Raw genomic sequence first — 22,915 nt, 5'->3', positions numbered from 1 at the left:
CACCCCACCCCGGCGGTAGGCTGACCTCGCCCCCACAAGGGCCTCCGAACACCACCCGCCCGAAGGGACACCCCATGCCGCTCGAAGCCGGCCTCCTGGAGATCCTGGCCTGCCCGGCCTGCCACGCGCCCCTCGACGACAGGACCGCGGCCGACGCCCCGGAACTCGTCTGCACCGGCACCGACTGCGGCCTCGCCTACCCGGTCCAGGACGGCATCCCCGTACTCCTCGTCGACGAGGCCCGCCGCCCCGCGTAACCGGCGCACCCGCCGCCCCGGCGTAACCGCGCCACACCGCACCGGCCGGTGACCGGCACGTGATCGGAGGACCGCCCCATGCTCGACGAGTCGCTGCTCGACGCCCCCGACGCCCTGGCCCGAGCCGACCGCCGCGATCTGCTCCGCGGCGCCGCCGAGGCCGGGGCCCGGGTCCGTACCGCCGCCCGGCACGCGACGGAGGCCGGGATCACCGAGCTGAACCCGGAGGGCCGCCCGCGCGCCGTCCTGGTCGCAGGACCCGGCACCGCCGCGACCGGCGTGGCGGACCTGATCGCCGCGCTCGCCGGCGCCTCCGCCCCGGTCACCCGCATCCACCCGACCGGTGTCGCCCCCGCCCCCGGCGCCCTGCGCTGGACCCTGCCCGGCTGGGCCGGCTCCGTCGACCTGCTGCTCATCGCCACGGCGGACGGCTCCGAACCCGGCCTCGCCCTCCTCGCGGAGCAGGCTTACCGCCGCGGCTGCACGGTCGTGGCCGTCGCCCCCCAGCGCTCCCCGCTGCGCGAGGCTGTGCACGGGGTGCACGGCCTCGTCGTACCGATGGCCTCCGCCCCGCACGGCGAGTACGACGCCGAGACCTCGGCCGCGGGCCCCGGCACGCTCTGGGCCCTGTTCACCCCGCTGCTCGCGCTCCTCGACCGCGTCGGCCTGGTCACCGCCCCCGCCGAAGCGCTGCAGAGCGTCGCGGACCGCCTGGACCGTACGGCGGAGCGCTGCGGCCCGGCCGTCGCCACGTACAGCAACCCGGCCAAGACGCTCGCCGCCGAACTCGCGGACAGCCTGCCGCTGATCTGGACGGAGGGCGACGCGGCCGGCCCGGTCGGACGCCGGTTCGCCGCGGTCCTGGCGGAGCTCTCGGGCCGCCCGGCCCTCGCCGCCGCCCTCCCGGAGGCGCTCCCGGCGCACGGGGGCCTGCTGGCGGGCGCGTTCGCCGCGGGCGCGGACCCGGACGACTTCTTCCGCGATCGCGTCGACGAGTCGGAACCCCTGCACGCCCGCGTGGTCCTGCTCCGGGACCGGCCCACCGGCGGCCTGAGCGCCGCCCCCGCCGCCCGCGAACTGGCCCTGGGCCACGACACGGCGATCAGTGAGCTCGAACCGGAGGAGGGCAGCACGCTCGAATCCCTCGCCGAACTGCTCGCCGTCACCGACTTCGCCGCTGTCTATCTGGCCCTCGCCTCGGCGCCCGGCGCCTGAGACACCTCGCACCGCCCCCCCGTAACGCAGCAGCTCAGCACCACACACGGCAACACAAGGACAGGACCCATGGACCGGCTCTCCAACACCGTGCGCCCGTACGCCTGGGGCTCGACCACCGCCATCCCCGCCCTGCTCGGCATCGCCCCCACGGGCGAGCCGCAGGCGGAGATGTGGATGGGCGCCCACCCCGGAGCCCCCTCCCGGATAACCCGCACCGAAGCCCCCGGCACCGGCGAGGCAGCCGGCGGAACCGCCGCACAGGCCCACGCCGAGCAGTCCCTCACCGACGTCATCGCCGCCGACCCGGCCCGCGAACTCGGCGCGGCGGCCGTCGAGAAGTTCGGCCCCCGGCTGCCCTTCCTCCTCAAGCTGCTCGCCGCCGGTGCCCCCCTCTCCCTCCAGGTGCACCCGAACCTCGACCAGGCCAGGGCGGGGTACGCGGACGAGGAGCGCCGGTCCGTCCCGATCGACGCCCCGCACCGCACGTACAAGGACGCCAACCACAAGCCCGAACTCATCTGCGCGCTCACCCCTTTCGAGGGACTGTGCGGATTCCGCCGGCCCCTGGAGGCGGCCGAGGCGATGGAGGGCCTGGGCGTCGACTCCCTCAAGCCGTACGCGGATCTGCTGCGCGCCCAGCCCGAAGAGGCCGCCCTGCGCGAGGTGCTGACGGCGATCCTCACGGCGGACCCGGACGAGATGGCCGAGACGGTGACCGCCGCGGCGGCCGCCGCGGAACGGCTCGGCGGCGACTACGCCCCGTACGCCCGCATCGCCCACCACTTCCCCGGCGACGCCGGCGTCATCGCGGCCATGCTGCTCAACCATGTGCGGCTCCAGCCCGGCGAGGCGCTGTACCTCGGCGCCGGCGTCCCGCACGCCTACCTCGACGGCCTCGGCGTCGAGATCATGGCCAACTCCGACAACGTGCTGCGCTGCGGCCTCACGCCCAAGCACATCGACGTCCCCGAACTCCTGCGCGTCGTCCGCTTCGAGGCGACCGACCCGGGTGTCCTGCGCCCGGAGGCGTCCCCGTCGGGCGAGGAGCTGTACGAGACCCCGGTCGAGGAGTTCCGCCTCTCCCGCTTTGACCTGTCGCCCGGCGCCGCCCCCGCCGACCTGACCGCGGCCACCCCGCAGATCCTGCTCTGCACGGCGGGCGCCCCCAAGGCCGGCGACCTCGGTCTCACCCCCGGCGCCTCGGTCTTCGTACCGGCGGGCGAGCGGGTAGATGTGTCGGGAGCGGGCACGCTGTTCCGTGCGACAGTGGTGGCCTGACGCACCGTCCGCGACGGCGGCTGCAACAATGTGCCGCCGTACCGCGGCCGCCGGGGCCGCAGACCGAAGAAGGGACACCAGGAACCCATGAGTGCGTCAGGCGGAACCAAGGCGATCGTGGCGGCGCTCGGCGCCAACCTCGCGATCGCGGTGGCCAAATTCGTGGCGTTCCTGTTCAGCGGCTCCTCGTCGATGCTCGCGGAGAGCGTCCACTCGCTCGCCGACTCCGGCAACCAGGGCCTGCTGCTACTCGGCGGCAAGCGGGCGCAGCGCGAGGCCACCCCGCAGCACCCGTTCGGCTACGGCCGCGAGCGCTACATCTACGCCTTCCTCGTCTCCATCGTCCTGTTCTCCGTCGGTGGCATGTTCGCGGTGTACGAGGGCTACGAGAAGATCAGGCACCCCCACGAGCTGGAGGCCTGGTACTGGCCGGTGGGCGTCCTGGTCTTCGCGATCATCGCGGAGGGCTTCTCCTTCCGTACGGCGATCAAGGAGTCCAACGAGTCCCGCGGCTCGCTCAGCTGGACGGACTTCATCCGCCGCGCGAAGGCCCCGGAACTCCCCGTCGTCCTGCTGGAGGACTTCGGCGCGCTGATCGGTCTGGTCCTCGCGCTCGGCGGCGTCGGCCTGGCCCTTGGCACCGGCAACGGCGTGTGGGACGGCATCGGCACCCTGTGCATCGGCATCCTGCTGATCGCCATCGCCCTCGTGCTGGCCGCCGAGACCAAATCCCTGCTGCTCGGTGAGGCCGCCGGCACCGACCAGGTCGAGAAGATCAAGGCCGCGGTCGTCGACGGCGACACCGTCACCGGCATCATCCACATGCGCACCCTCCACCTCGGCCCGGAGGAACTGCTGGTCGCCGCCAAGATCGCCGTCCAGCACGACGACACCGCCGACGAGGTCGCCAACGCCATCAACGCCGCCGAGTCCCGCATCCGCGCGGCCGTTCCGATCGCCCGGGTGATCTACCTGGAGCCGGACATCTACAACGCGGCGGCCGCCGCGTTGTAGATGTCCGGCTCCAGGTAGATCACCCGGGCGATCGGAACGGCCGGACCGATCGACCGCCATCAGCAGCGACGTCTGACACTGCCGTCGAATCTACACCGAACGGCGCAGCCGCTCCCGCCCCGGACCCGCCCCGGTGGACTGGGAGCGGCTGCGCCGTTCGGTGTAGATTCGACGGCAGTGTCAGACGTCGCTGCTGATGGCGGTCGATCGGTCCGTACGCCGGACCGGCCGAGGGAGAGAGGGCCTCCGACGGACTGCGCTGCGAGCGTCCGGGCATTCGTGTGCCCGCCGCCGCAGAGCCGCCCTACCCACCCTCGACTCCACCACGAGGAGCAGCCCGTTATGACGACGGTCGCCAATCGACAGGACTTCAAGGTCGCCGATCTCTCCCTCGCCGCCTTCGGGCGCAAGGAGATCACCCTCGCCGAGCACGAGATGCCCGGCCTGATGTCGATCCGCAAGGAGTACGCCGCCGCCCAGCCGCTGGCTGGCGCCCGCATCACCGGCTCGCTGCACATGACCGTGCAGACCGCCGTGCTGATCGAGACCCTGGTCGCCCTCGGCGCCGAGGTCCGCTGGGCCTCCTGCAACATCTTCTCCACGCAGGACCACGCCGCCGCCGCCATCGCGGTCGGCCCGAACGGCACCCCCGAGGCCCCCGCCGGCGTCCCGGTCTTCGCCTGGAAGGGCGAGACGCTCGAAGAGTACTGGTGGTGCACGGAGCAGGCCCTGACCTGGCCGAACACCCCCACCGGCGGCCCCAACATGATCCTGGACGACGGCGGCGACGCCACGCTCCTGGTGCACAAGGGCGTCGAGTTCGAGAAGGCCGGCGCGGCCCCTGACCCGGCGACGGCGGACAGCGAGGAGTACGCGCACATCCTCACGCTGCTCAACCGCACGCTGGGCGAGTCCCCCCAGAAGTGGACGCAGCTGGCCTCCGAGATCCGTGGCGTCACGGAGGAGACCACGACCGGTGTGCACCGGCTGTACGAGATGCACCGCGACGGCACCCTCCTGTTCCCGGCGATCAACGTCAACGACGCAGTCACCAAGTCGAAGTTCGACAACAAGTACGGCTGCCGCCACTCGCTGATCGACGGCATCAACCGCGCCACCGACGTCCTGATCGGCGGCAAGACCGCTGTCGTCTGCGGCTACGGCGACGTAGGCAAGGGCTGCGCGGAGTCCCTGCGCGGCCAGGGCGCTCGCGTGATCATCACCGAGATCGACCCGATCTGCGCCCTCCAGGCGGCGATGGACGGCTACCAGGTCGCCACCCTCGACGACGTCGTCGCGCAGGCCGACATCTTCGTCACCACGACGGGCAACAAGGACATCATCATGGCCTCCGACATGGCCAAGATGAAGCACCAGGCCATCGTCGGGAACATCGGCCACTTCGACAACGAGATCGACATGGCCGGCCTGGCCCGGATCGACGGCATCGTCAAGGACGAGGTCAAGCCGCAGGTTCACACCTGGACGTTCCCCGACGGCAAGGTCCTCATCGTGCTCTCCGAGGGCCGCCTGCTGAACCTGGGCAACGCCACCGGCCACCCCTCGTTCGTCATGTCCAACTCGTTCGCGGACCAGACCCTGGCCCAGATCGAGCTGTTCACGAAGCCCGAGGAGTACCCGACCGACGTCTACGTGCTGCCCAAGCACCTCGACGAGAAGGTCGCCCGTCTCCACCTCGACGCGCTCGGCGTGAAGCTGACGACGCTCCGCCCCGAACAGGCCGCGTACATCGGTGTCGAGGTCGACGGCCCGTACAAGCCGGACCACTACCGCTACTGATCCCGCCACGCGCCGCGGAGGCACCGGTTCACCGGCGGCCCCGCAGCGCGGAGCGGCTCAGCGGCGCGGGACGCCCGACGACCCGAGCCGATCAGCAGCAGGAGCAGTGACGAACGCAGGCCCCCGCACCCCCGTGTCGGGGGCCTGCGCCGTACCGCACCCGCACGAGCCGAGGACCCGAAGGACCCCATGCCCCGCGGCCGATATTCGCTCCACGACGTCCACGACCACACCCCCCTCGGCGAAGAACACTTCCACTGCGCGCCCGGCCCTTCCGGCTGGCGCTACATCTCCCAAACGACTGCCCCGTCCGGCAGTCACCTGGGATCCGTCGACCTCACCCTTGACGAACTCGGCCGCCCCCTCCGTCTCGAACTCCATGCCGCCGACTGGCAGGTCCGCGGCGCCGCCCTGGAGGGCCTCACCTGGGTCCGTACCGACCCGACGGGCACCCATGCCACCGAAGGCAACGTCCGCGGCCACGCCTTCAACGGCACATCCCCCGCCTTCCTCGTAGCGACCGCCCGTCTGCTGCGCCTCACCCCCGCTTCCCCCGAGACCCGCGTCCGGGTCGTCACCTTCACGGATCCGGTCCTCGCCCCCCGTACGCTCGACCAGTCCTGGGCCCTGGTGAACAGTGAAGCGCACGCCACTGACAACGGCCCCCTGAAGGTGGACGAATACCAGGTCAGCGCCCTGGACACCGGTGAACGGCACACCGTCCACCTCGCCGGAGACGTGGTGCTGTCCGCCCCCGGCATCGAGCTCGAAGACCTGGAATCCCCGCCCTCCGACCGCTAGGACCCGCCGGCCTTCAGACAGGCGGCACGAATCCGGTGGCAGAGGACTTCCGGCTCCCACCTGCCGCCCCGGAGCCGGGACGCGTGGCACCGTCGACTCCACGCGCGACAGGACCGGGAGCGCCACCGGCCGCGCCCACCGGTGAGGTGCCGGCGGAGCCACGGATCGCCTCCGGATGAGCGGTGTGCCACGCCGTGCGCGCGTCCCGTACCTGCCGTTCGTGCACCACGGCGGCCAGGTAGGCGGCGGCCGGCACGCCCACCGGGGCAGGCACCCCGGTACGTGCGGCGACCTCCCCACCCAGCTGTTGCGACATGGCCCGGCCCACAGCGGGATCGAGCTGGTGCATCCGCGTCAGGTACTGCCGGACCGAGAGCCACAGGTCGTCCGGGACCGCCGACAGATCCAGACCGGCGAACCGCCCGATCAGCCAGGGCGGAGGCGGCGGAACGGCCCCGGACCGACCCGCCGGTACCCGTTCCCGTACGACGAGCGTTCCCGCGAACACGTCCCCGAGCCGCCTGCCACGCGCCGAGACCAGCGATGCGACGACGGCGACGACTCCGAGCGTCATCAGGATCTCCACGACGCCCATGCCCCCGCGCACGAGCGCGTGCCGGAACCGGATGGGCCCTCCGTCGTCCCGCACGACCCGCAGCCCACACGCCAGCTTGCCCAGCGACCGGCCATGGCTGAGCGTCTCGACCGCGATCGGGCCTCCCACCGGCACCAGCAGAAAGGTGGCGACGGAAACCGCGGCCCAGGCGGCATCGTCCAGGGAGCCGCCGGCCACAGCCAGACCCAGGGCGACCAGACCGAAGACCGTTCCGACCACGACCAGATCGATGGCCAGGGCCAGCGCACGGCTCGGCAGCCTCGCCGGCCGGAGCCCCAGCACGACCGCGTCGCCGGTTACGAGTTCACTCATCGCCCCACCCTCGGTTCCGGGCCCCCTGCCCCGCGGGCCCACAGTCTGCCAAGCTGGCCCGCAACGCCGCAGTCGTACGACCCGTACGCACCCATGCCTGGAGCAGCAGCCGACCATGGACCTCGACGTCTTCGTCCACGCCCACCGCATCGAGTGGGACCGGCTGGACCACCTGCTGCGCCGCGGCCGGCGGCTGACCGGTGCGGAAGCCGACGAACTGGTCGATCTCTACCAGCGCACGGCCACCCATCTCTCCCTGATCCGGTCCAGCGCCCCCGACCCGCTGCTCGTCGCGCGGCTCACGCAGCTGGTCGCACGGGCCCGCTCCACGGTGACCGGTACGCGTCGTGCGTCCTGGCGCGACGCCGCGCGCTTCCTCACGGCCGGGTTTCCCGCGGCGGTCTACCGCTCCCGGCACTGGTGGATACCGACCGCGGTCCTCTCCGTACTTCTGGCCGCGCTGATGGGCTGGTGGATCGGCACGCATCCGGAGGTGCGGTCGGCCATCGCGGCTCCGGAAGACCTCCGCCGGATGACGGTGCCGGGCGGCGAGTACGAGACGTACTACTCCAGCCACCCCGCGACCTCCTTCGCCGCCCAGGTCTGGACGAACAACGCACAGGCCGCCGCCATGTGCCTGGTGCTGGGCGCCTTCCTCTGCGTCCCGGTGATCTGGGTCCTTTTCCTCAACGTGGTCAACCTGGCGGTGGGCATCGGACTGATGTCTTCGGCGGGCCGCCTCGACGTGTTCCTCGGCCTGGTCCTGCCCCACGGCCTGCTGGAGCTGACGGCGGTGTTCGTCGCCGCCGGCACAGGTCTCCGCCTCGGCTGGACGGTCATCGACCCGGGCCCGCAGACCCGCCGTGCGGCCTTGGCGCAACGGGGCCGGGCGGCCCTGGGCATGGCCATCGGCCTGGCGCTCGTGCTGTTCGTGTCAGGTGTCATCGAAGCCTTCGTGACCCCGTCCGGCCTGCCCACCTGGGCCCGCATCTCGCTGGGCACAGCAGCCGAGCTGCTCTTCCTCGCCTACGTCTATGTCCTCGGCGGACGTGCGGTCCGGGCCGGAAACGCAGGCGATCTGGACGCCGTCGAACGAAGTGCCGAGCTGCCGACCGCCGCCTGATGTGCGTACGCCGTCGCTGACCTGCTAGTGTCCTCCTCGCCCCAAAAAACCGTTGACACGGCGAAGCGGGGGAGGTAGATTTGAACGGTTGCCACGAACTGGACAAGTTCGGATGCGACCAGCTAATATCTATCTCGCTCTCACCGGAAATCGAATTTCCGCAGAGCCATCGATTCCCAACTTCTGAAGTTGAAGCCGATTAGGTTCGGTCGAAACGCTTCTGATAAAGTCGAATCAGCCGAAAGGCAAGGCCACTTCAACGGCCACTGGAATTCGGATCGAACCGGAAACGGAACGAAATGAATCTGGTAAGGTTGGAATCGCCGGAAAGGGAAACGCGAAAGCGAAGAACTGGAAAGCGAAACCCGCTTCGGCCGGGAATCGGACACGAAAGAGTCTGATAGAGTCGGAAACGCAAGACCGAAGGGAAGCGCCCGGAGGAAAGCCCGAGAGGGTGAGTACAAAGGAAGCGTCCGTTCCTTGAGAACTCAACAGCGTGCCAAAAGTCAACGCCAGATATGTTGATACCCCGGCCTGCTTCGGCAGGTTGGTGGTTCCTTTGAAAGTCCTGCGAAACCTTCGGGTTTGGCAGGCAAAAACACAGCGAGGACGCAGTGGAGTTCCGGTGGGGCTCGGCGGGGACCACCGGGCGGCGGGCGGCTGCTGGGCGGCCCAGGTTCCCGAGGGGGTGCTGTCGTCGGCCGGTTCGGAGGGACGGGGGACTCCCGTTTCCTGGCCGTCGGAGGGGGCGGATCCGGGCGAGGCCCAGCCCGGAGTGTCGTTCATTCTCGCTCCTTCACGGTCCTGTCCGCGCATCGGGGCGTCAGGTTGGCAGCCATCGTGCCACGCGTTGCGGAGGTCCGGGCCTGTCCGGGCCTGGCCTTGTATCCCGCTCATGCCTTCATGTCCCGGCCGGTCACCGGGCAGACTGGACGGATGGCTGATCAGGACGCGCAATCGCCGGTGGGCAGCGAGCCCGCCGGGCTATCCGTACTTCGTTGGGACGAACCTCCGGAAGGCCCCGTGCTGGTGCTCCTCGACCAGAGGCGGCTGCCGGCCGAGGAGACGGAGCTGGTGTGCACGGACGTGCCGGCTCTGGTGGACGCGATCAGGACGCTCGCGGTGCGGGGAGCCCCGCTGCTGGGCATCGCCGGTGCCTACGGGGTGGCCCTGGCCGCGGTGCGGGGCTACGACGTGGCGGAGGCCACGGGGCTCCTGGAACAGGCGCGGCCCACCGCGGTGAACCTCGGGTACGGCGTGCGGCGGGCCGCCGCTGCGTACTGGGCGGCGCTCGACAAGGGGGCCGGTCAGGAGCGGGCCGGGGCGGCGGCGCTGGCGGAGGCCGAGGCGCTGCACCGGGAGGACGCCGAGGCCAGCGGGCGGATGGCCCGGTACGGGCTCGCGCTGTTGGACGAGTTGGTCCCGGGCGGCGGCCATCGGCTGCTGACCCACTGCAACACCGGGGCGCTCGTCTCGGGAGGAGAGGGAACCGCCTTCGCGGTGGCGCTCGGCGCGCACCGGGAGGGCCGGCTGCGGCGGCTGTGGGTGGACGAGACCCGTCCGCTGTTGCAGGGCGCCCGGCTGACCGCGTACGAGGCGGCACGCAGCGGTATGCCGTACAGCCTGCTCACGGACAACGCGGCGGGTTCGCTGTTCGCGGCGGGGGAAGTGGACGCCGTGCTGATCGGGGCGGACCGCATCGCCGCGGACGGGTCGGTGGCCAACAAGGTGGGGAGCTATCCGCTCGCGGTGCTCGCCAAGTACCACCACGTACCGTTCATCGTCGTGGCCCCGACGACGACCGTGGATCTGCTCACCGCGGACGGGGCATCCATCACCGTGGAGCAGCGCTCCGGGCGGGAAGTGGCCGAGCTCACAATCCCGTCGCGCGGGGCGGGGGACGAGGAGGCGGGCGGGGTGCCCGTCGCCCCGGTGGGGACCCAGTCGTACAACCCTGCCTTCGATATCACGCCGCCGGAGCTGGTCACGGCGATCGTGACGGAAGAAGGCGTAATCTCGCCGGTCACGGGGGCCGGGCTGGCAGAGCTGTGTGCCAGATCATCGCAGGTAACGATTAGCTAATGGGATGATGTCGTTTATGAAGGGACGCGTCCTTGTCGTCGACGACGACACCGCACTGGCCGAGATGCTCGGGATTGTGCTGCGTGGTGAGGGTTTCGAGCCGTCGTTCGTAGCGGACGGCGACAAGGCACTTGCTGCATTTCGAGAGGCGAAGCCGGACCTGGTCCTGCTCGACCTCATGCTGCCCGGCAGGGACGGCATCGAGGTCTGCAGGCTGATCAGGGCCGAGTCCGGTGTGCCGATCGTCATGCTCACTGCCAAGAGCGACACGGTTGACGTGGTGGTGGGCCTGGAGTCCGGGGCCGACGACTACATCGTCAAGCCGTTCAAACCGAAGGAGTTGGTGGCCCGGATCAGGGCACGTCTGCGCAGGTCCGAAGAGCCGGCCCCGGAGCAGCTGACCATCGGGGACCTGGTCATAGACGTTGCCGGGCACTCGGTGAAGCGGGACGGGCAGTCCATCGCCCTGACGCCGCTGGAGTTCGACCTGCTGGTCGCGCTCGCCCGCAAGCCGTGGCAGGTCTTCACCCGTGAGGTCCTGCTGGAGCAGGTGTGGGGCTACCGCCACGCGGCGGACACCCGCCTGGTCAACGTGCATGTGCAGCGGCTTCGCTCCAAGGTCGAGAAGGACCCGGAGCGGCCGGAGATCGTGGTGACCGTCCGAGGCGTCGGTTACAAGGCCGGACCGAGCTGACATGTCCCTGGGTAGCACTGCTCCGAAGCCCGGGGAGCCGGGAGTCCGTGCGGAGCGGGCTGCCGGTTCAGGGCACACGTCGTCCACCGTCGAGCGCTTCCTGCAGGGCGGCCGGTTGTTCCAGGACCGGGCGCCCGGCGGGCCGGTGCCGCGGCTGCTGATGCGCTGGGTGCGGCGTCCGCTGCTGCCCGCCGTACGGCTGTGGCGGCGCAATCTGCAGCTGCGGGTCGTCGCGGGCACGCTGCTGATGTCGCTCGGAGTGGTGCTGCTGCTCGGCCTCGTCGTGATCGGGCAGGTGCGCAACGGCCTGCTCGACGCGAAGGGCAAGGCAGCGCAGACACAGGCCGCGGGCGGGTTCGCGGCGGCCCAGGAGAAGGCGAACGCGCCGCTCACCCCGGCCCCCGGCCAGGGCGACGACGCCGCGGACGGCACGACCGCCAACAACTCCTGGCGGACCGAGCTCGTCGACCAGCTCGCCAGCGGCGGGAAGAACGCCTTCAATGTGGTGGCGCTCAGCGCCGACGAGGGCTCCCGCGCGCCACGGGGTTCGGGAAGCGTCGAGGCCGCGAGCATCCCGCAGAGCCTGCGCGAGTCGGTGAACAAGGGGCCCGGGGCCTTCCAGACGTACTCGCTGATCCAGTACGCGAACGGGCAGGAGTCGCAGCCCGGCCTCATCGTGGGCAAGCGCCTCTACGACATCGACCGCAATCCGTACCAGCTGTACTACGTCTTCCCGCTGACGCAGGAGGAGAAGTCCCTGACCCTGGTCAAGGGCACGCTGGCGACCGCGGGGCTCTTCGTGGTCGTGCTGCTGGGGGCGATCGCCTGGTTCGTGGTGCGCCAGGTCGTCACCCCCGTACGCATGGCGGCGGGCATCGCCGAACGGCTCTCCGCCGGCCGGCTGCAGGAACGGATGAAGGTCACCGGCGAGGACGACATCGCCCGGCTCGGTGAGGCCTTCAACAAGATGGCGCAGAACCTCCAGCTGAAGATCCAGCAGCTGGAGGAGCTCTCCCGGATGCAGCGCCGGTTCGTCTCGGACGTCTCGCACGAGCTGCGCACGCCCCTGACCACGGTGCGGATGGCTGCCGACGTCATCCACGAGGCGCGCGTCGACTTCGACCCGGTCACGGCACGGTCCGCGGAGCTGCTGGGTGACCAGCTCGACCGCTTCGAGTCGCTGCTCTCCGACCTGCTGGAGATCAGCCGCTTCGACGCGGGTGCCGCGGCCCTGGAGGCCGAGCCGATAGACCTGCGGCAGGTCGTGCGCCGGGTGATCGGCGGCGCGGAGCCGCTGGCCGAGCGCAAGGGCACGCGGATCCTGGTGACCGGTGACGAACAGCCGGTGATAGCCGAGGCCGACGCGCGGCGCGTCGAGCGGGTCCTGCGCAACCTCGTCGTCAACGCCGTCGAGCACGGCGAGGGACGCGACGTCGTGGTGCGGATGGGCGCGGCGGGCGGAGCGGTCGCCGTCGCCGTCCGGGACTACGGCGTGGGGCTGAAGCCCGGCGAGGCGACCCGGGTCTTCAACCGCTTCTGGCGGGCCGACCCGGCCCGCGCCCGGACCACCGGCGGCACCGGCCTCGGCCTGTCCATCGCGGTGGAGGACGCGCGGCTGCACGGCGGCTGGCTGCAGGCCTGGGGTGAGCCGGGGGGCGGCTCCCAGTTCCGGCTGACGCTGCCGCGTACGGCGGACGAGCCGCTGCGGGGCTCGCCGATACCACTGGAGCCCGAGGACTCGCGGCGCAACCGGGAGAGCCGGGAGCAGGCCGCGGACGCCTCCACCACCGGCAGCGAGCACAGGCTGCTGGCCGTGCCCTCGCAGCACGCCGGTACGGGCCGAGCCCCGCTGCCGGTCCCGGGCCGGGCGCAGGTGGCGGCCAGGACGGCACCCGCATCGGTGCACCCGGCGGCCCTGCCGGGCAACGGGGCGCGGGTGGTGCCGCGTCCCGCCGAGGAGCGCCAGGCCGGTCACAACGATTCCCCGGGGCGTGAATCCGGGGCGGGAGGACACGACTCGTGAGCACTGACCGTCGGGAGGGGGGCCGCGGGCGTGCGGTGGGGGTGACCGTGCTGATCGGGTGCGGGGTGCTCGTGCTGTCCGCGTGCGGATCGATGCCGGTCTCCGGGGACATCAAGGCCGTGGACGCCTCGCAGCCGGGGGACTCGCAGGTGCAGGTGTACGCGGTGGCCCCGCGTGACGGCGCCACTCCGAACGAGGTGGTCGACGGCTTCCTGGAGTCGATGACCAGCGACGACTCCGACTTCCGGACGACGCGCAAGTACCTCACCAAGGAGGCGTCGCGCCGGTGGAAGCCGAGCGCGGAGACCACGGTGCTGGCCAAGGCGCCGAACCGGAGCGACCGCCCGGTCCACGAGCACGACCGCAGCACCACCGAGGTCACCTACACCCTGACCGGCGAGAAGGTGGCGACGGTCGATGAGCAGAACGCGTACCAGCCGCTCGCTCCGACGGACTACTCCCGCACGCTCCACCTGGTGCGGGAGAAGACGCCGGACGGCAAGGAGTGGCGTATCGACTTCGTGCCGGACGGCCTGGTGCTCGGCCAGTCCGACTTCAAGCGGCTGTACCGCTCGGTCAACAAGTTCTACTTCGCGGCCGGCCGGTCCGACGCGCAGGCCACCCTGGTCGCCGACCCCGTCTACCTCCGGAACCGCACCGATCCCGCGACCGGGACGGACACGGTGACCCAGGCGGTCCGCAGCCTGCTGCGGGGCCCGACCGACTGGCTGCGGCCGGTCGTCGCCTCGCGCTTCCCCACGGGTACGGATCTGGGGAAGGGGGTGGGCTCCCTGACGCCCGACGACCGCAACGTCCTGAAGGTCCCGCTCAACAAGAAGGCCGACGGTACGGGGCAGCGTTCCTGCCGGATGATGGCCGCGCAGGTGCTGTTCACCCTCCGGGACCTGACGTCCGCGCGGGTCGAGCAGGTGGAGTTGCAGCGGTCTGACGGTTCGCCGCTGTGCGTGCTCGACGCCGACCAGGCCGAGGAGTACGCCCCCGACGGTTCCTCGGGCGGACCCGACAGCCAGTACTTCGTCGATGCCAAGGGCCGGGTGGAGCGCATCCCCGGCAGTACCAGGGGCAGCGGCGAACCGGAGCCGGTGTCGGGCCCGTTCGGCAACGGCACGCTGAAGGTGAGCACGGTCGGTGTGGCCCGGGACGAGCAGTCGGCGGCGGCGCTCTCCCAGCACAACGACGCGCTCTACGTGGCGTCCATCGCAGCGGACGGCGAGCTGCCCGTACCGGCTGTGACGAGCAAGGCGACCGACCCCGCCGACCGGCTGACGACGCCCAGCTGGGACGGCCGGGGCGACCTCTGGGTGGCCGACCGCGACCCGGAGAACTCCCGGCTGCTACGGCTGCCGCACGGCACGGACAAGCCGCAGGAGGTGACCGTGCCGAGCCTGGACGGCAGCCGTATCGCGGGTCTGCGGCTGTCCTCGGACGGGGTGCGCATAGCGCTGCTGCTGACGAAGGACGGCCATACGACGCTGAAGATCGGCCGGATCGAGCGGCTGGGCAGGGGGGACGACGTCCAAGTGTCCGTGGTCGACCTGCGGCAGGCGGCGCCGCAGCTCGCGGACGTAACGGCGATGTCCTGGTCCGGCCGCAGCCGCCTCGTGGTGGTCGGCAAGGAGCAGGGCGGCGTCCAACAGGTCCGGTACGTGCAGGCGGACGGCTCGACGCCGTCGTCGGGCGTGCTGCCCGGGGTGAATCAGGTGCTCGCCATCGCCGCCGCCGACGACGAGCAGTTGCCGCTGATGGCGGACACGTTCGGCGACGGGATAGTGAAACTGCTGCCCGGGGACAACTGGCAGACGGTCCTCAAGGAGGGCTCGGCGCTGGTCTATCCCGGCTGACACCGTCCCCGGGCGCGGGCGTTGTCCACAGGGGTGGTCGGACGGCCGCGTGAGGCGCACAGTTGAAGTGTGCGTGGGTGGTGGCGGGAGATCAGCGGGCTCGTGCTGCCGGTGTCCTGCGGTGGGTGCGGCAGGGAGCGGACGGAGCTGTGCGAGGCGTGCGGCGCGCAGGTGTACGGCGGGGTGCCGCGCCGGGTGCGGCCGTCGCCGGAACCGCCCGGCCTGCCGGTCGTGCATGCAGCGGCCGGTTACGAGGGCGCGGTACGCGCGGTGCTGCTGGCCCACAAGGAACGCGGTGCGCTCGGCTTGGCGCGCGCGCTCGGCACGGCGCTGGCGGAAGCGGTGAGGGCCGGGGCGGGCCGGGCGCAGGACGGGCGGCCGCTGCTGCTCGTACCCGTGCCCTCCGCGCGCCGGGCGGTGGCGGCGCGCGGGCATGATCCGGCGCGCAGGATCGCGCTGGCCGCGGCGGCGCACCTGCGGCGGACGGGCGTCCCGGTGACGGTGACCGCGGTGCTGCGGCAGCGGCGGGCGGTGGCCGACCAGTCGGGGCTGACCGCGGCGGAGCGCCGGGCCAACCTGGCCGGTGCGCTGGACGTGGCGGCCGGAGGCGGGCGGCTGCTCACGGCCGGGCGGGTGGTGCTGGTGGACGACCTCCTGACGACGGGGGCCACGCTGGCCGAGGCGGTACGGGCGCTCGACATGGCCCTCGAAGGCGCGGGGGCAGGCACGACGGTGCGCCACGCGGCCGTGGTCGCGGCGTCCCCGCTCGCGTTCGACGCAGCTTGTCCCGTTGACCGCGAAATAAACCGGAACTGGAACTGAACTTGCATCGTTGCAGGTAGTGAGTGGGTAAAAAGACCTGAACGGAGGTACGTGCGAGTAGCGGGTGCCGACATCCGTCCGAGCAGGCTATGTTCGGTTGTGAGGAATGGTGAATGCCGGCCCTCGACGAATGCACCACCAGGTTTCGGGCAGGCGACCCACCAGTACTCGAGAAACCGGAAATCCGGTGGGGTGGAGTCCCTGCCGGCGGGGGAGGAGGAGGTGGAAGTCACCGAGTCCGCGGCTCCGGCCATCACCGGGGCCTGGTGCAAAAGGGAGATGCTCCGCCACCGAGCGGAGTGATCCGGGAACGGAGTTCTGCGTGGACATCGTCGTCAAGGGCCGCAAGACCGAGGTGCCCGAGCGGTTCCGCAAGCACGTGGCCGAGAAGCTGAAGCTGGACAAGATCCAGAAGTTCGACGGCAAAGTGATCAGCCTCGACGTGGAGGTGTCCAAGGAGCCGAACCCTCGTCAGGCAGACCGCTCCGACCGGGTGGAGATCACCCTCCGCTCGCGTGGACCGGTCATCAGGGCAGAAGCGGCCGCAGGCGACCCGTACGCAGCGCTGGATCTGGCCACCGGCAAGCTGGAGGCCCGGCTGCGCAAGCAGCACGACAAGCGCTACAGCCGCCGGGGTTCGGGTCGTATCCCCGCTGCGGAGGTCGGCGAGATGGTGCCGGACGCGGCATCGTTCAACGGCGACGGCGAACTGATCGCCGACGAGTCGGCACGGCCCGTCCCCACCACCAGGATCGGCTCGCTCGAGGTGCAGGGCGAGGGACCGCTGGTGATGCGCGAGAAGACGCACGTAGCGGCGCCCATGTCGCTCGACCAGGCGCTCTACGAGATGGAGCTGGTCGGACACGACTTCTATCTGTTCGTCGACAACGAGACGAAGGAACCCAGTGTCGTCTACCGGCGACACGCCTACGACTACGGTGTCATCCACTTGAGGACCGACCCGCTGGCCGCCGATGAGGCGGGCGGCGCGGGCGGCGCGCTCGGCGGCTGACGCCCACCACTGCGTGGTGCCCCTGTGAGCGTCTGTGCGCCCCCAGGGGCACCCGTGTGTCACCAAGGAATCACCGCGCCGACGTCCCGGCATGAAATCATGGCGACCCGAGCCAACCGGTGTTCCGCAAAACGCCGTTGGCGGACCGTGCGTGAACTTCAGGCCGTGGCCTTCAGGGGGAGGAACGATGGCGGACACCTTCGGGCCCGTGCGCGACGCGAGTGATGCCGACGATGCCCGGCGCGCCCTCGGCGCGGACCGGGACGACGGCTACCGCAAGGAGCCGATCCGGGTCCTGGTGGTCGACGACCACGCCCTCTTCCGCAGAGGTCTGGAGATCGTCCTCGCGCACGAGGAGGACATCGAGGTCGTCGGTGAGGCCGGGGACGGCGCGGAGGCGGTGGACAAGGCGGCCGATCTGCTGCCGGACATCGTGCTGATGGATGTGCGGATGCCCAGGCGAGGTGGCATCGAGGCCTGTACGTCCATCAAGGAGGTGGCCCCCAGTGCGAAGATCATCATGCTGACGATCAGCGACGAGGAGGCCGACCTCTACGACGCCATCAAAGCCGGCGCCACGGGCTATCTCCTCAAGGAGATCTCCACGGACGAGGTCTCCACCGCCATTCGCGCGGTCGCCGACGGGCAGTCCCAGATCAGCCCGTCCATGGCCTCCAAACTGCTCACCGAGTTCAAGTCGATGATCCAGCGGACCGACGAACGCCGGCTCGTACCGGCGCCCCGGCTCACCGAACGTGAACTCGAAGTCCTCAAACTGGTCGCCACCGGCATGAACAATCGCGATATCGCGAAGCAACTCTTCATTTCCGAGAACACCGTGAAGAACCACGTCCGCAACATTCTGGAGAAGCTCCAGCTGCACTCCCGGATGGAAGCGGTCGTCTACGCCATGCGGGAGAAGATCCTGGAGATCCGCTGAACCCTCGCGGCGACCGGCGGACCGTCAGGGGTCAGGCCAGGAGGCGGGAGATCTCCGCCGCGAGCGGACCGCGCAGCTCCGGCGCCTCCACCCGCTCCAGCCGTACGTCCGTGCAGCCGACCCAGGAAGCCGCCTCCACCAGGGCCTGAGCCATCGGCACCACGGCCTTCGTGCCCGCCAGGGACACCTGCCGGGCGATCAGCGTGGTCCCCTCGCGGGCCGGATCGACCCGGCCCTGGAGCCGCCCGCCGGCCAGCAGAGGCATCGCGAAGTAGCCGTGGACCCGCTTCTGCTTGGGTACGTACGCCTCCAGGCGGTGCGTGAAGCCGAAGATCCGCTCGGTGCGCGCCCGTTCCCAGACCAGTGAGTCGAAGGGCGAGAGCAGCGTCGTCCGGTGCCGTCCCCGCGGTTCGGACGCCAGTGCCGCCGGGTCCGCCCAGGCCGGCTTCGCCCAGCCCTCCACGGACACCGGCACCAGCCCGGAATCCGCCACCACGGCGTCGAACTGCTCGCCCTTGAGCCGGTGGTAGTCCGCGATGTCCGCCCGGGTGCCCACCCCCAGCGACTGCCCGGCGAGCGCCACCAGCCGGCGCAGGCACTCCGCGTCGTCCAGGCCGTCGTGCAGCACGGCGTCGGGCAGGGCGCGCTCCGCCAGGTCGTAGACCCGCTTCCAGCCGCGCCGCTCGGTGCACACCACCTCGCCGTACATCAGAGCGCGTTCGACGGCGACCTTCGAGGCCGACCAGTCCCACCACTCCCCGCCGTTCTTCGCGCCGCCCAGCTCCGTCGCCGTCAGCGGGCCCTCGGCGGTCAGCTGCTTGATCACGGTCTCGTACGCGCCGTCCGGCAGGTCGTGGGACCACTGCGGGCGGGCCCGGTAGGCGCGGCGGCGGAACGCGAAGTGCGGCCACTCCTCGACGGGCAGGATGCACGCCGCGTGCGACCAGTACTCGAAGGCGCGGCCGCCCGACCAGTACGCCTCCTCGACCGTGCGCCTCCCGATCGCGCCCAGGCGCGCGTACGGGATCAGCTCGTGCGAGCGGGCCAGCACCGAGATCGTGTCCAGCTGTACGGCGCCGAGGTGCCGCAGCACCCCGCGCGTCCCCGACCGGCGGTCCGGCGCGCCCAGGAATCCCTGGGCGCGCAGGGCGATCCTGCGGGCCTGGTCGGCGGAGAGTTCGACTGCGGGTGGCTGCACAGACGTCATGCTCCGCACTCTAGGGGGCGGCACTGACACCGCCCGCCGGTACGTAGGCGGCGGTGCCCGGCAGGCCCAGGTCGGCGGGGAGCAGGGCGCCCACCCACGCGTCGCGGCGCACGCCCTTGTTGAGCAGGCCCGAGCGCTGCTCGCCCTCCATGCGGAAACCGGCCCGCAGGGCGACGGCCCGCGACGGGACGTTGCCGGTCTCGGCCTTCCACTCCAGCCGGTCGCAGCCGAGCGCGGTGAAGGACCAGTGGGCGGCGCACAGGACCGCCTCGGTCATGTAGCCGCGGCCGCGCTGCTCCTTCGCGGTCCAGAAGCCGACCTCGTACAGACCCGGGCCGGTACGGCGGTTGATGCCGAGCGCGCCTATCAGGGGACCGCCCTCGCGCGGCTCCACGGCGAAGTTGTACATCGAGCCGTCCTGCCAGCCGTCCGGCGAGAGGCGCGCGGCGAAGAACTCCGCGTCGGAACGCGCGTACGGCGAGGGGACGACCGTCCAGCGCCGGATGTCCGGGTCCTGACAGGCTTCGTACACCGCGTCGGTGTCCGCCGCGGTGAAGGGGCGCAGCAGCAGGCGGTCCGTGGTGAGAGTGAACGGTTCCATGACGGGATTCTGGTGAGGGACCGGTGGGGAAGCGAGTACTTTTCGCGCTTCCCGGCACCTTCGGCGGCCTTCGTCCGTTGACTCGGAAGGGCACCGCGGGGACAACGCGGTGGCAGCCCTCCCGGCGCGGCGGGGTCCTCGCTTACGATGACCGTTGCGGTGGGGCCCACCTGCCGTGCCCGTGCCCGAGTCCATTACACGACCCCGTGCCCAGGCCCGACCGGCAAGGAGACCAGCCTCAGTGTCCGTCTTCAACAAGCTCATGCGTGCAGGCGAAGGCAAGATCCTGCGCAAACTGCACCGCATCGCGGACCAGGTCAGCTCCATCGAAGAGGACTTCGTCAACCTCTCCGACGCCGAGCTGCGGGCGCTCACCGACGAGTACAAGGAACGGTACGCGGACGGCGAGAGCCTGGACGACCTGCTTCCCGAGGCGTTCGCCACCGTCCGCGAGGCGGCCAAGCGCGTCCTCGGCCAGCGCCACTACGACGTCCAGATCATGGGCGGCGCCGCGCTGCACCTCGGATACGTGGCCGAGATGAAGACCGGTGAGGGCAAGACCCTCGTCGGTACGCTGCCCGCGTATCTGAACGCCCTGTCCGGCGACGGCGTGCACCTGATCACGGTGAACGACTACCTCGCCTCGCGCGACTCCGAGATGATGGGCCGGGTCCACAAGTTCCTCGGCCTGAGCGTCGGCTGCATCATCGCCAACATGACGCCGGCCCAGCGCCGCGAGCAGTACGGCTGCGACATCACGTACGGCACGAACAACGAGTTCGGCTTCGACTACCTCCGCGACAACATGGCGTGGTCCAAGGACGAGCTGGTCCAGCGCGGCCACAACTTCGCGATCGTCGACGAGGTCGACTCGATCCTGGTCGACGAGGCCCGTACGCCGCTGATCATCTCCGGTCCGGCCGACCAGGCGACCAAGTGGTACGGCGACTTCGCCAAGCTGGTCACGCGCCTCACCAAGGGCGAGGCGGGCAACCCGCTCAAGGGCATCGAGGAGACCGGCGACTACGAGGTCGACGAGAAGAAGCGGACCGTGGCGATCCACGAGCCCGGTGTCTCCAAGGTCGAGGACTGGCTCGGCATCGAGAACCTGTACGAGTCGGTGAACACCCCCCTCGTCGGGTACCTCAACAACGCCATCAAGGCCAAGGAACTCTTCAAGAAGGACAAGGACTACGTCGTCATCGACGGCGAAGTCATGATCGTCGACGAGCACACCGGCCGTATCCTCGCCGGCCGCCGCTACAACGAGGGCATGCACCAGGCGATCGAGGCGAAGGAAGGGGTGGACATCAAGGACGAGAACCAGACGCTCGCCACGATCACCCTGCAGAACTTCTTCCGCCTCTACGGCAAGCTCTCCGGCATGACCGGTACGGCGATGACCGAGGCCGCCGAGTTCCACCAGATCTACAAGCTGGGCGTCGTGCCGATCCCGACGAACCGGCCGATGCAGCGCGCCGACCAGTCGGACCTCATCTACCGCACCGAGGTCGCCAAGTTCGCCGCGGTCGTGGACGACATCGCCGAGAAGCACGAGAAGGGGCAGCCGATCCTGGTCGGCACGACCTCCGTCGAGAAGTCGGAGTACCTCTCGCAGCAGCTCTCCAAGCGCGGTGTCCAGCACGAGGTGCTCAACGCCAAGCAGCACGACCGGGAGGCGACGATCGTCGCCCAGGCCGGCCGCAAGGGCGCGGTGACCGTCGCGACGAACATGGCCGGACGAGGCACCGACATCAAGCTCGGCGGCAACCCGGACGACCTCGCCGAGGCGGAGCTGCGCCAGCGGGGCCTCGACCCCGTCGAGCACGTCGAGGAGTGGGCGGCCGCCCTTCCCGCCGCGCTGGAGAAGGCCGAGCAGGCCGTGCGGGCGGAGTTCGAGGAGGTCAAGGAGCTCGGCGGGCTCTACGTCCTGGGCACCGAGCGGCACGAGTCGCGTCGTATCGACAACCAGCTGCGCGGTCGTTCCGGCCGTCAGGGCGACCCGGGCGAGTCCCGCTTCTACCTGTCGCTCGGCGACGACCTGATGCGGCTCTTCAAGGCGCAGATGGTCGAGCGCGTCATGTCGATGGCCAACGTGCCGGACGACGTGCCGATCGAGAACAAGATGGTGACGCGCGCGATCGCGTCGGCCCAGTCGCAGGTCGAGCAGCAGAACTTCGAGACGCGCAAGAACGTCCTGAAGTACGACGAGGTGCTCAACCGGCAGCGTGAGGTCATCTACGGCGAGCGGCGCCGGGTCCTGGAGGGCGAGGACCTCCAGGAGCAGATCCGCCACTTCATGGACGACACGATCGACGACTACATCCGTCAGGAGACGGCGGAGGGCTTCGCCGAGGAGTGGGACCTCGACCGGCTGTGGGGCGCGTTCAAGCAGCTCTACCCGGTGAAGGTCACGGTCGCCGAGCTGGAGGAGGCGGCGGGCGATCTGGCCGGGGTCACGGCCGAGTTCATCGCCGAGTCGGTCAAGGACGACATCCACGAGCAGTACGACGAGCGCGAGAAGACGCTCGGCTCCGAGATCATGCGTGAGCTGGAGCGGCGCGTGGTGCTGTCCGTCCTGGACCGCAAGTGGCGCGAGCACCTCTACGAGATGGACTACCTCCAGGAGGGCATCGGCCTGCGGGCCATGGCGCAGAAGGACCCGCTGGTCGAGTACCAGCGCGAGGGCTTCGACATGTTCAACGCCATGATGGAGGGCATCAAGGAGGAGTCCGTCGGCTACCTGTTCAACCTGGAGGTCCAGGTCGAGCAGCAGGTCGAGGAGGTGCCGGTCCAGGACGCGGCGACGTCGCTGACCAAGGAGGACGCGGTGCCGGCCGCGCGGCCGGAGATCCGGGCGAAGGGGCTGGACGCTCCGCAGCGGCCGGACCGGCTGCACTTCTCCGCTCCCACGGTCGACGGGGAGGGCGGGGTCGTCGAGGGCGACTTCGCGAACGGGGACGGTTCCGGAAGCGGTGCGGGGTCGGAGTCGGACGGGCTCACTCGGGCGGAGCGGCGTAAGGCGCAGAAGTCCGGGGGCGGGCGGCGGCGTAAGAAGTAGCCGTTCGCGGGGTGTGGAATGCCGGCTGGGGCCGGGTGCCGTGGGGTGCTCGGGTCCGGTCGGTTTTCTTGTGTGCGGTGGGCTTGTGCCTGGGGTGCGGGGCGGGTGCGGTGCGCCTGCGGCGGGCCTGTTCCCCTCCCCGCCCCTTCCCGAAACCGGGGCTCCGCCCCGGTTTCGGGAAGGGGCGGGGAG

Annotated in this window: 18 protein-coding genes; 15 read left to right on the top strand and 3 right to left on the bottom strand. The window is 70.7% G+C overall.

All coding sequences use genetic code 11. The features are described from left to right. Positions 1–74: 74 nt before the first annotated feature. The 6 genes from EAO73_RS29910 to EAO73_RS29885 all read left to right on the top strand — a co-directional run bounded on the left by EAO73_RS29910 (position 75) and on the right by EAO73_RS29885 (position 6,368). Positions 75–257, top strand: coding sequence for a Trm112 family protein (locus EAO73_RS29910; protein ID WP_147974657.1), 183 nt, complete (start codon positions 75–77; stop codon positions 255–257). Positions 258–335: 78 nt separating this feature from the next. Beyond that, a complete protein-coding gene (locus EAO73_RS29905; protein WP_147974656.1) occupies positions 336–1,472 on the top strand; it encodes an SIS domain-containing protein in 1,137 nt (378 codons plus the stop codon). A 69-nt stretch (positions 1,473–1,541) separates the two neighbouring features. Next, entirely contained in the window at positions 1,542–2,753 is a 1,212-nt protein-coding gene (manA, locus tag EAO73_RS29900; RefSeq protein ID WP_147974655.1) for a mannose-6-phosphate isomerase, class I, read from the top strand. Between the two features lie 87 nt (positions 2,754–2,840). Beyond that, a complete protein-coding gene (locus EAO73_RS29895; protein WP_147974654.1) occupies positions 2,841–3,767 on the top strand; it encodes a cation diffusion facilitator family transporter in 927 nt (308 codons plus the stop codon). 342 nt (positions 3,768–4,109) lie between these two features. Next, entirely contained in the window at positions 4,110–5,567 is a 1,458-nt protein-coding gene (gene ahcY, locus EAO73_RS29890; RefSeq protein ID WP_147974653.1) for an adenosylhomocysteinase, read from the top strand. A gap of 189 nt (positions 5,568–5,756) precedes the next feature. Beyond that, positions 5,757–6,368, top strand: a complete 612-nt coding sequence (locus EAO73_RS29885; protein WP_147974652.1) for a hypothetical protein — start codon at positions 5,757–5,759, stop codon at positions 6,366–6,368. A 13-nt stretch (positions 6,369–6,381) separates the two neighbouring features. Here EAO73_RS29885 and EAO73_RS29880 read toward each other — a convergent pair whose 3' ends face one another. Next, positions 6,382–7,296 carry an RDD family protein gene (locus EAO73_RS29880; protein WP_147974651.1) on the bottom strand — a complete coding sequence of 305 codons (915 nt, stop codon included), beginning with the start codon at positions 7,294–7,296 and terminating at the stop codon, positions 6,382–6,384. 115 nt (positions 7,297–7,411) lie between these two features. Between EAO73_RS29880 and EAO73_RS29875 the strand changes: the two genes are divergently transcribed. From EAO73_RS29875 to EAO73_RS29830, 8 genes are all read left to right on the top strand, one after another. Then, positions 7,412–8,419: a stage II sporulation protein M gene (locus EAO73_RS29875; RefSeq protein ID WP_147974650.1), complete on the top strand. Its 1,008-nt coding sequence runs from the start codon at positions 7,412–7,414 to the stop codon at positions 8,417–8,419. Positions 8,420–9,355: 936 nt separating this feature from the next. Further along, entirely contained in the window at positions 9,356–10,501 is a 1,146-nt protein-coding gene (gene mtnA / locus EAO73_RS29865; RefSeq protein ID WP_147974649.1) for an S-methyl-5-thioribose-1-phosphate isomerase, read from the top strand. Between the two features lie 4 nt (positions 10,502–10,505). Beyond that, the gene (gene mtrA, locus EAO73_RS29860) at positions 10,506–11,195 is read left to right on the top strand and encodes a two-component system response regulator MtrA (RefSeq protein ID WP_005316841.1); all 690 of its coding nucleotides are present in this window, start codon (positions 10,506–10,508) and stop codon (positions 11,193–11,195) included. Between the two features lies 1 nt (position 11,196). Then, on the top strand, positions 11,197–13,218 hold the full coding sequence (mtrB, locus tag EAO73_RS29855; RefSeq protein WP_147974648.1) for an MtrAB system histidine kinase MtrB: 2,022 nt from the start codon (positions 11,197–11,199) through the stop codon (positions 13,216–13,218). Between the two features lie 92 nt (positions 13,219–13,310). Beyond that, the gene (locus EAO73_RS29850; RefSeq protein WP_224756559.1) at positions 13,311–15,080 is read left to right on the top strand and encodes an LpqB family beta-propeller domain-containing protein; all 1,770 of its coding nucleotides are present in this window, start codon (positions 13,311–13,313) and stop codon (positions 15,078–15,080) included. Positions 15,081–15,149: 69 nt separating this feature from the next. Then, the gene (locus EAO73_RS29845; protein WP_147974647.1) at positions 15,150–15,902 is read left to right on the top strand and encodes a ComF family protein; all 753 of its coding nucleotides are present in this window, start codon (positions 15,150–15,152) and stop codon (positions 15,900–15,902) included. 322 nt (positions 15,903–16,224) lie between these two features. Further along, positions 16,225–16,914: a ribosome hibernation-promoting factor, HPF/YfiA family gene (gene hpf / locus EAO73_RS29835; RefSeq protein WP_147974646.1), complete on the top strand. Its 690-nt coding sequence runs from the start codon at positions 16,225–16,227 to the stop codon at positions 16,912–16,914. Between the two features lie 187 nt (positions 16,915–17,101). Continuing rightward, positions 17,102–17,854, top strand: a complete 753-nt coding sequence (locus EAO73_RS29830; RefSeq protein ID WP_147974645.1) for a response regulator — start codon at positions 17,102–17,104, stop codon at positions 17,852–17,854. Positions 17,855–17,885: 31 nt separating this feature from the next. Here EAO73_RS29830 and EAO73_RS29825 read toward each other — a convergent pair whose 3' ends face one another. Together EAO73_RS29825 and EAO73_RS29820 are read right to left on the bottom strand one after the other, a co-directional pair. Continuing rightward, the gene (locus EAO73_RS29825) at positions 17,886–19,061 is read right to left on the bottom strand and encodes a winged helix-turn-helix domain-containing protein (protein WP_147974644.1); all 1,176 of its coding nucleotides are present in this window, start codon (positions 19,059–19,061) and stop codon (positions 17,886–17,888) included. A 10-nt stretch (positions 19,062–19,071) separates the two neighbouring features. Further along, positions 19,072–19,662: a GNAT family N-acetyltransferase gene (locus tag EAO73_RS29820; RefSeq protein WP_147974643.1), complete on the bottom strand. Its 591-nt coding sequence runs from the start codon at positions 19,660–19,662 to the stop codon at positions 19,072–19,074. Positions 19,663–19,903: 241 nt separating this feature from the next. Between EAO73_RS29820 and secA the strand changes: the two genes are divergently transcribed. After that, positions 19,904–22,723, top strand: coding sequence for a preprotein translocase subunit SecA (secA, locus tag EAO73_RS29815; RefSeq protein WP_147974642.1), 2,820 nt, complete (start codon positions 19,904–19,906; stop codon positions 22,721–22,723). Positions 22,724–22,915 lie beyond the last annotated feature (192 nt).

It is taken from the genome of Streptomyces sp. col6, assembly GCF_008042035.1.
GTDB lineage: Bacteria > Actinomycetota > Actinomycetes > Streptomycetales > Streptomycetaceae > Streptomyces.
This window is presented reverse-complemented; position numbering and strand designations above follow the sequence as displayed.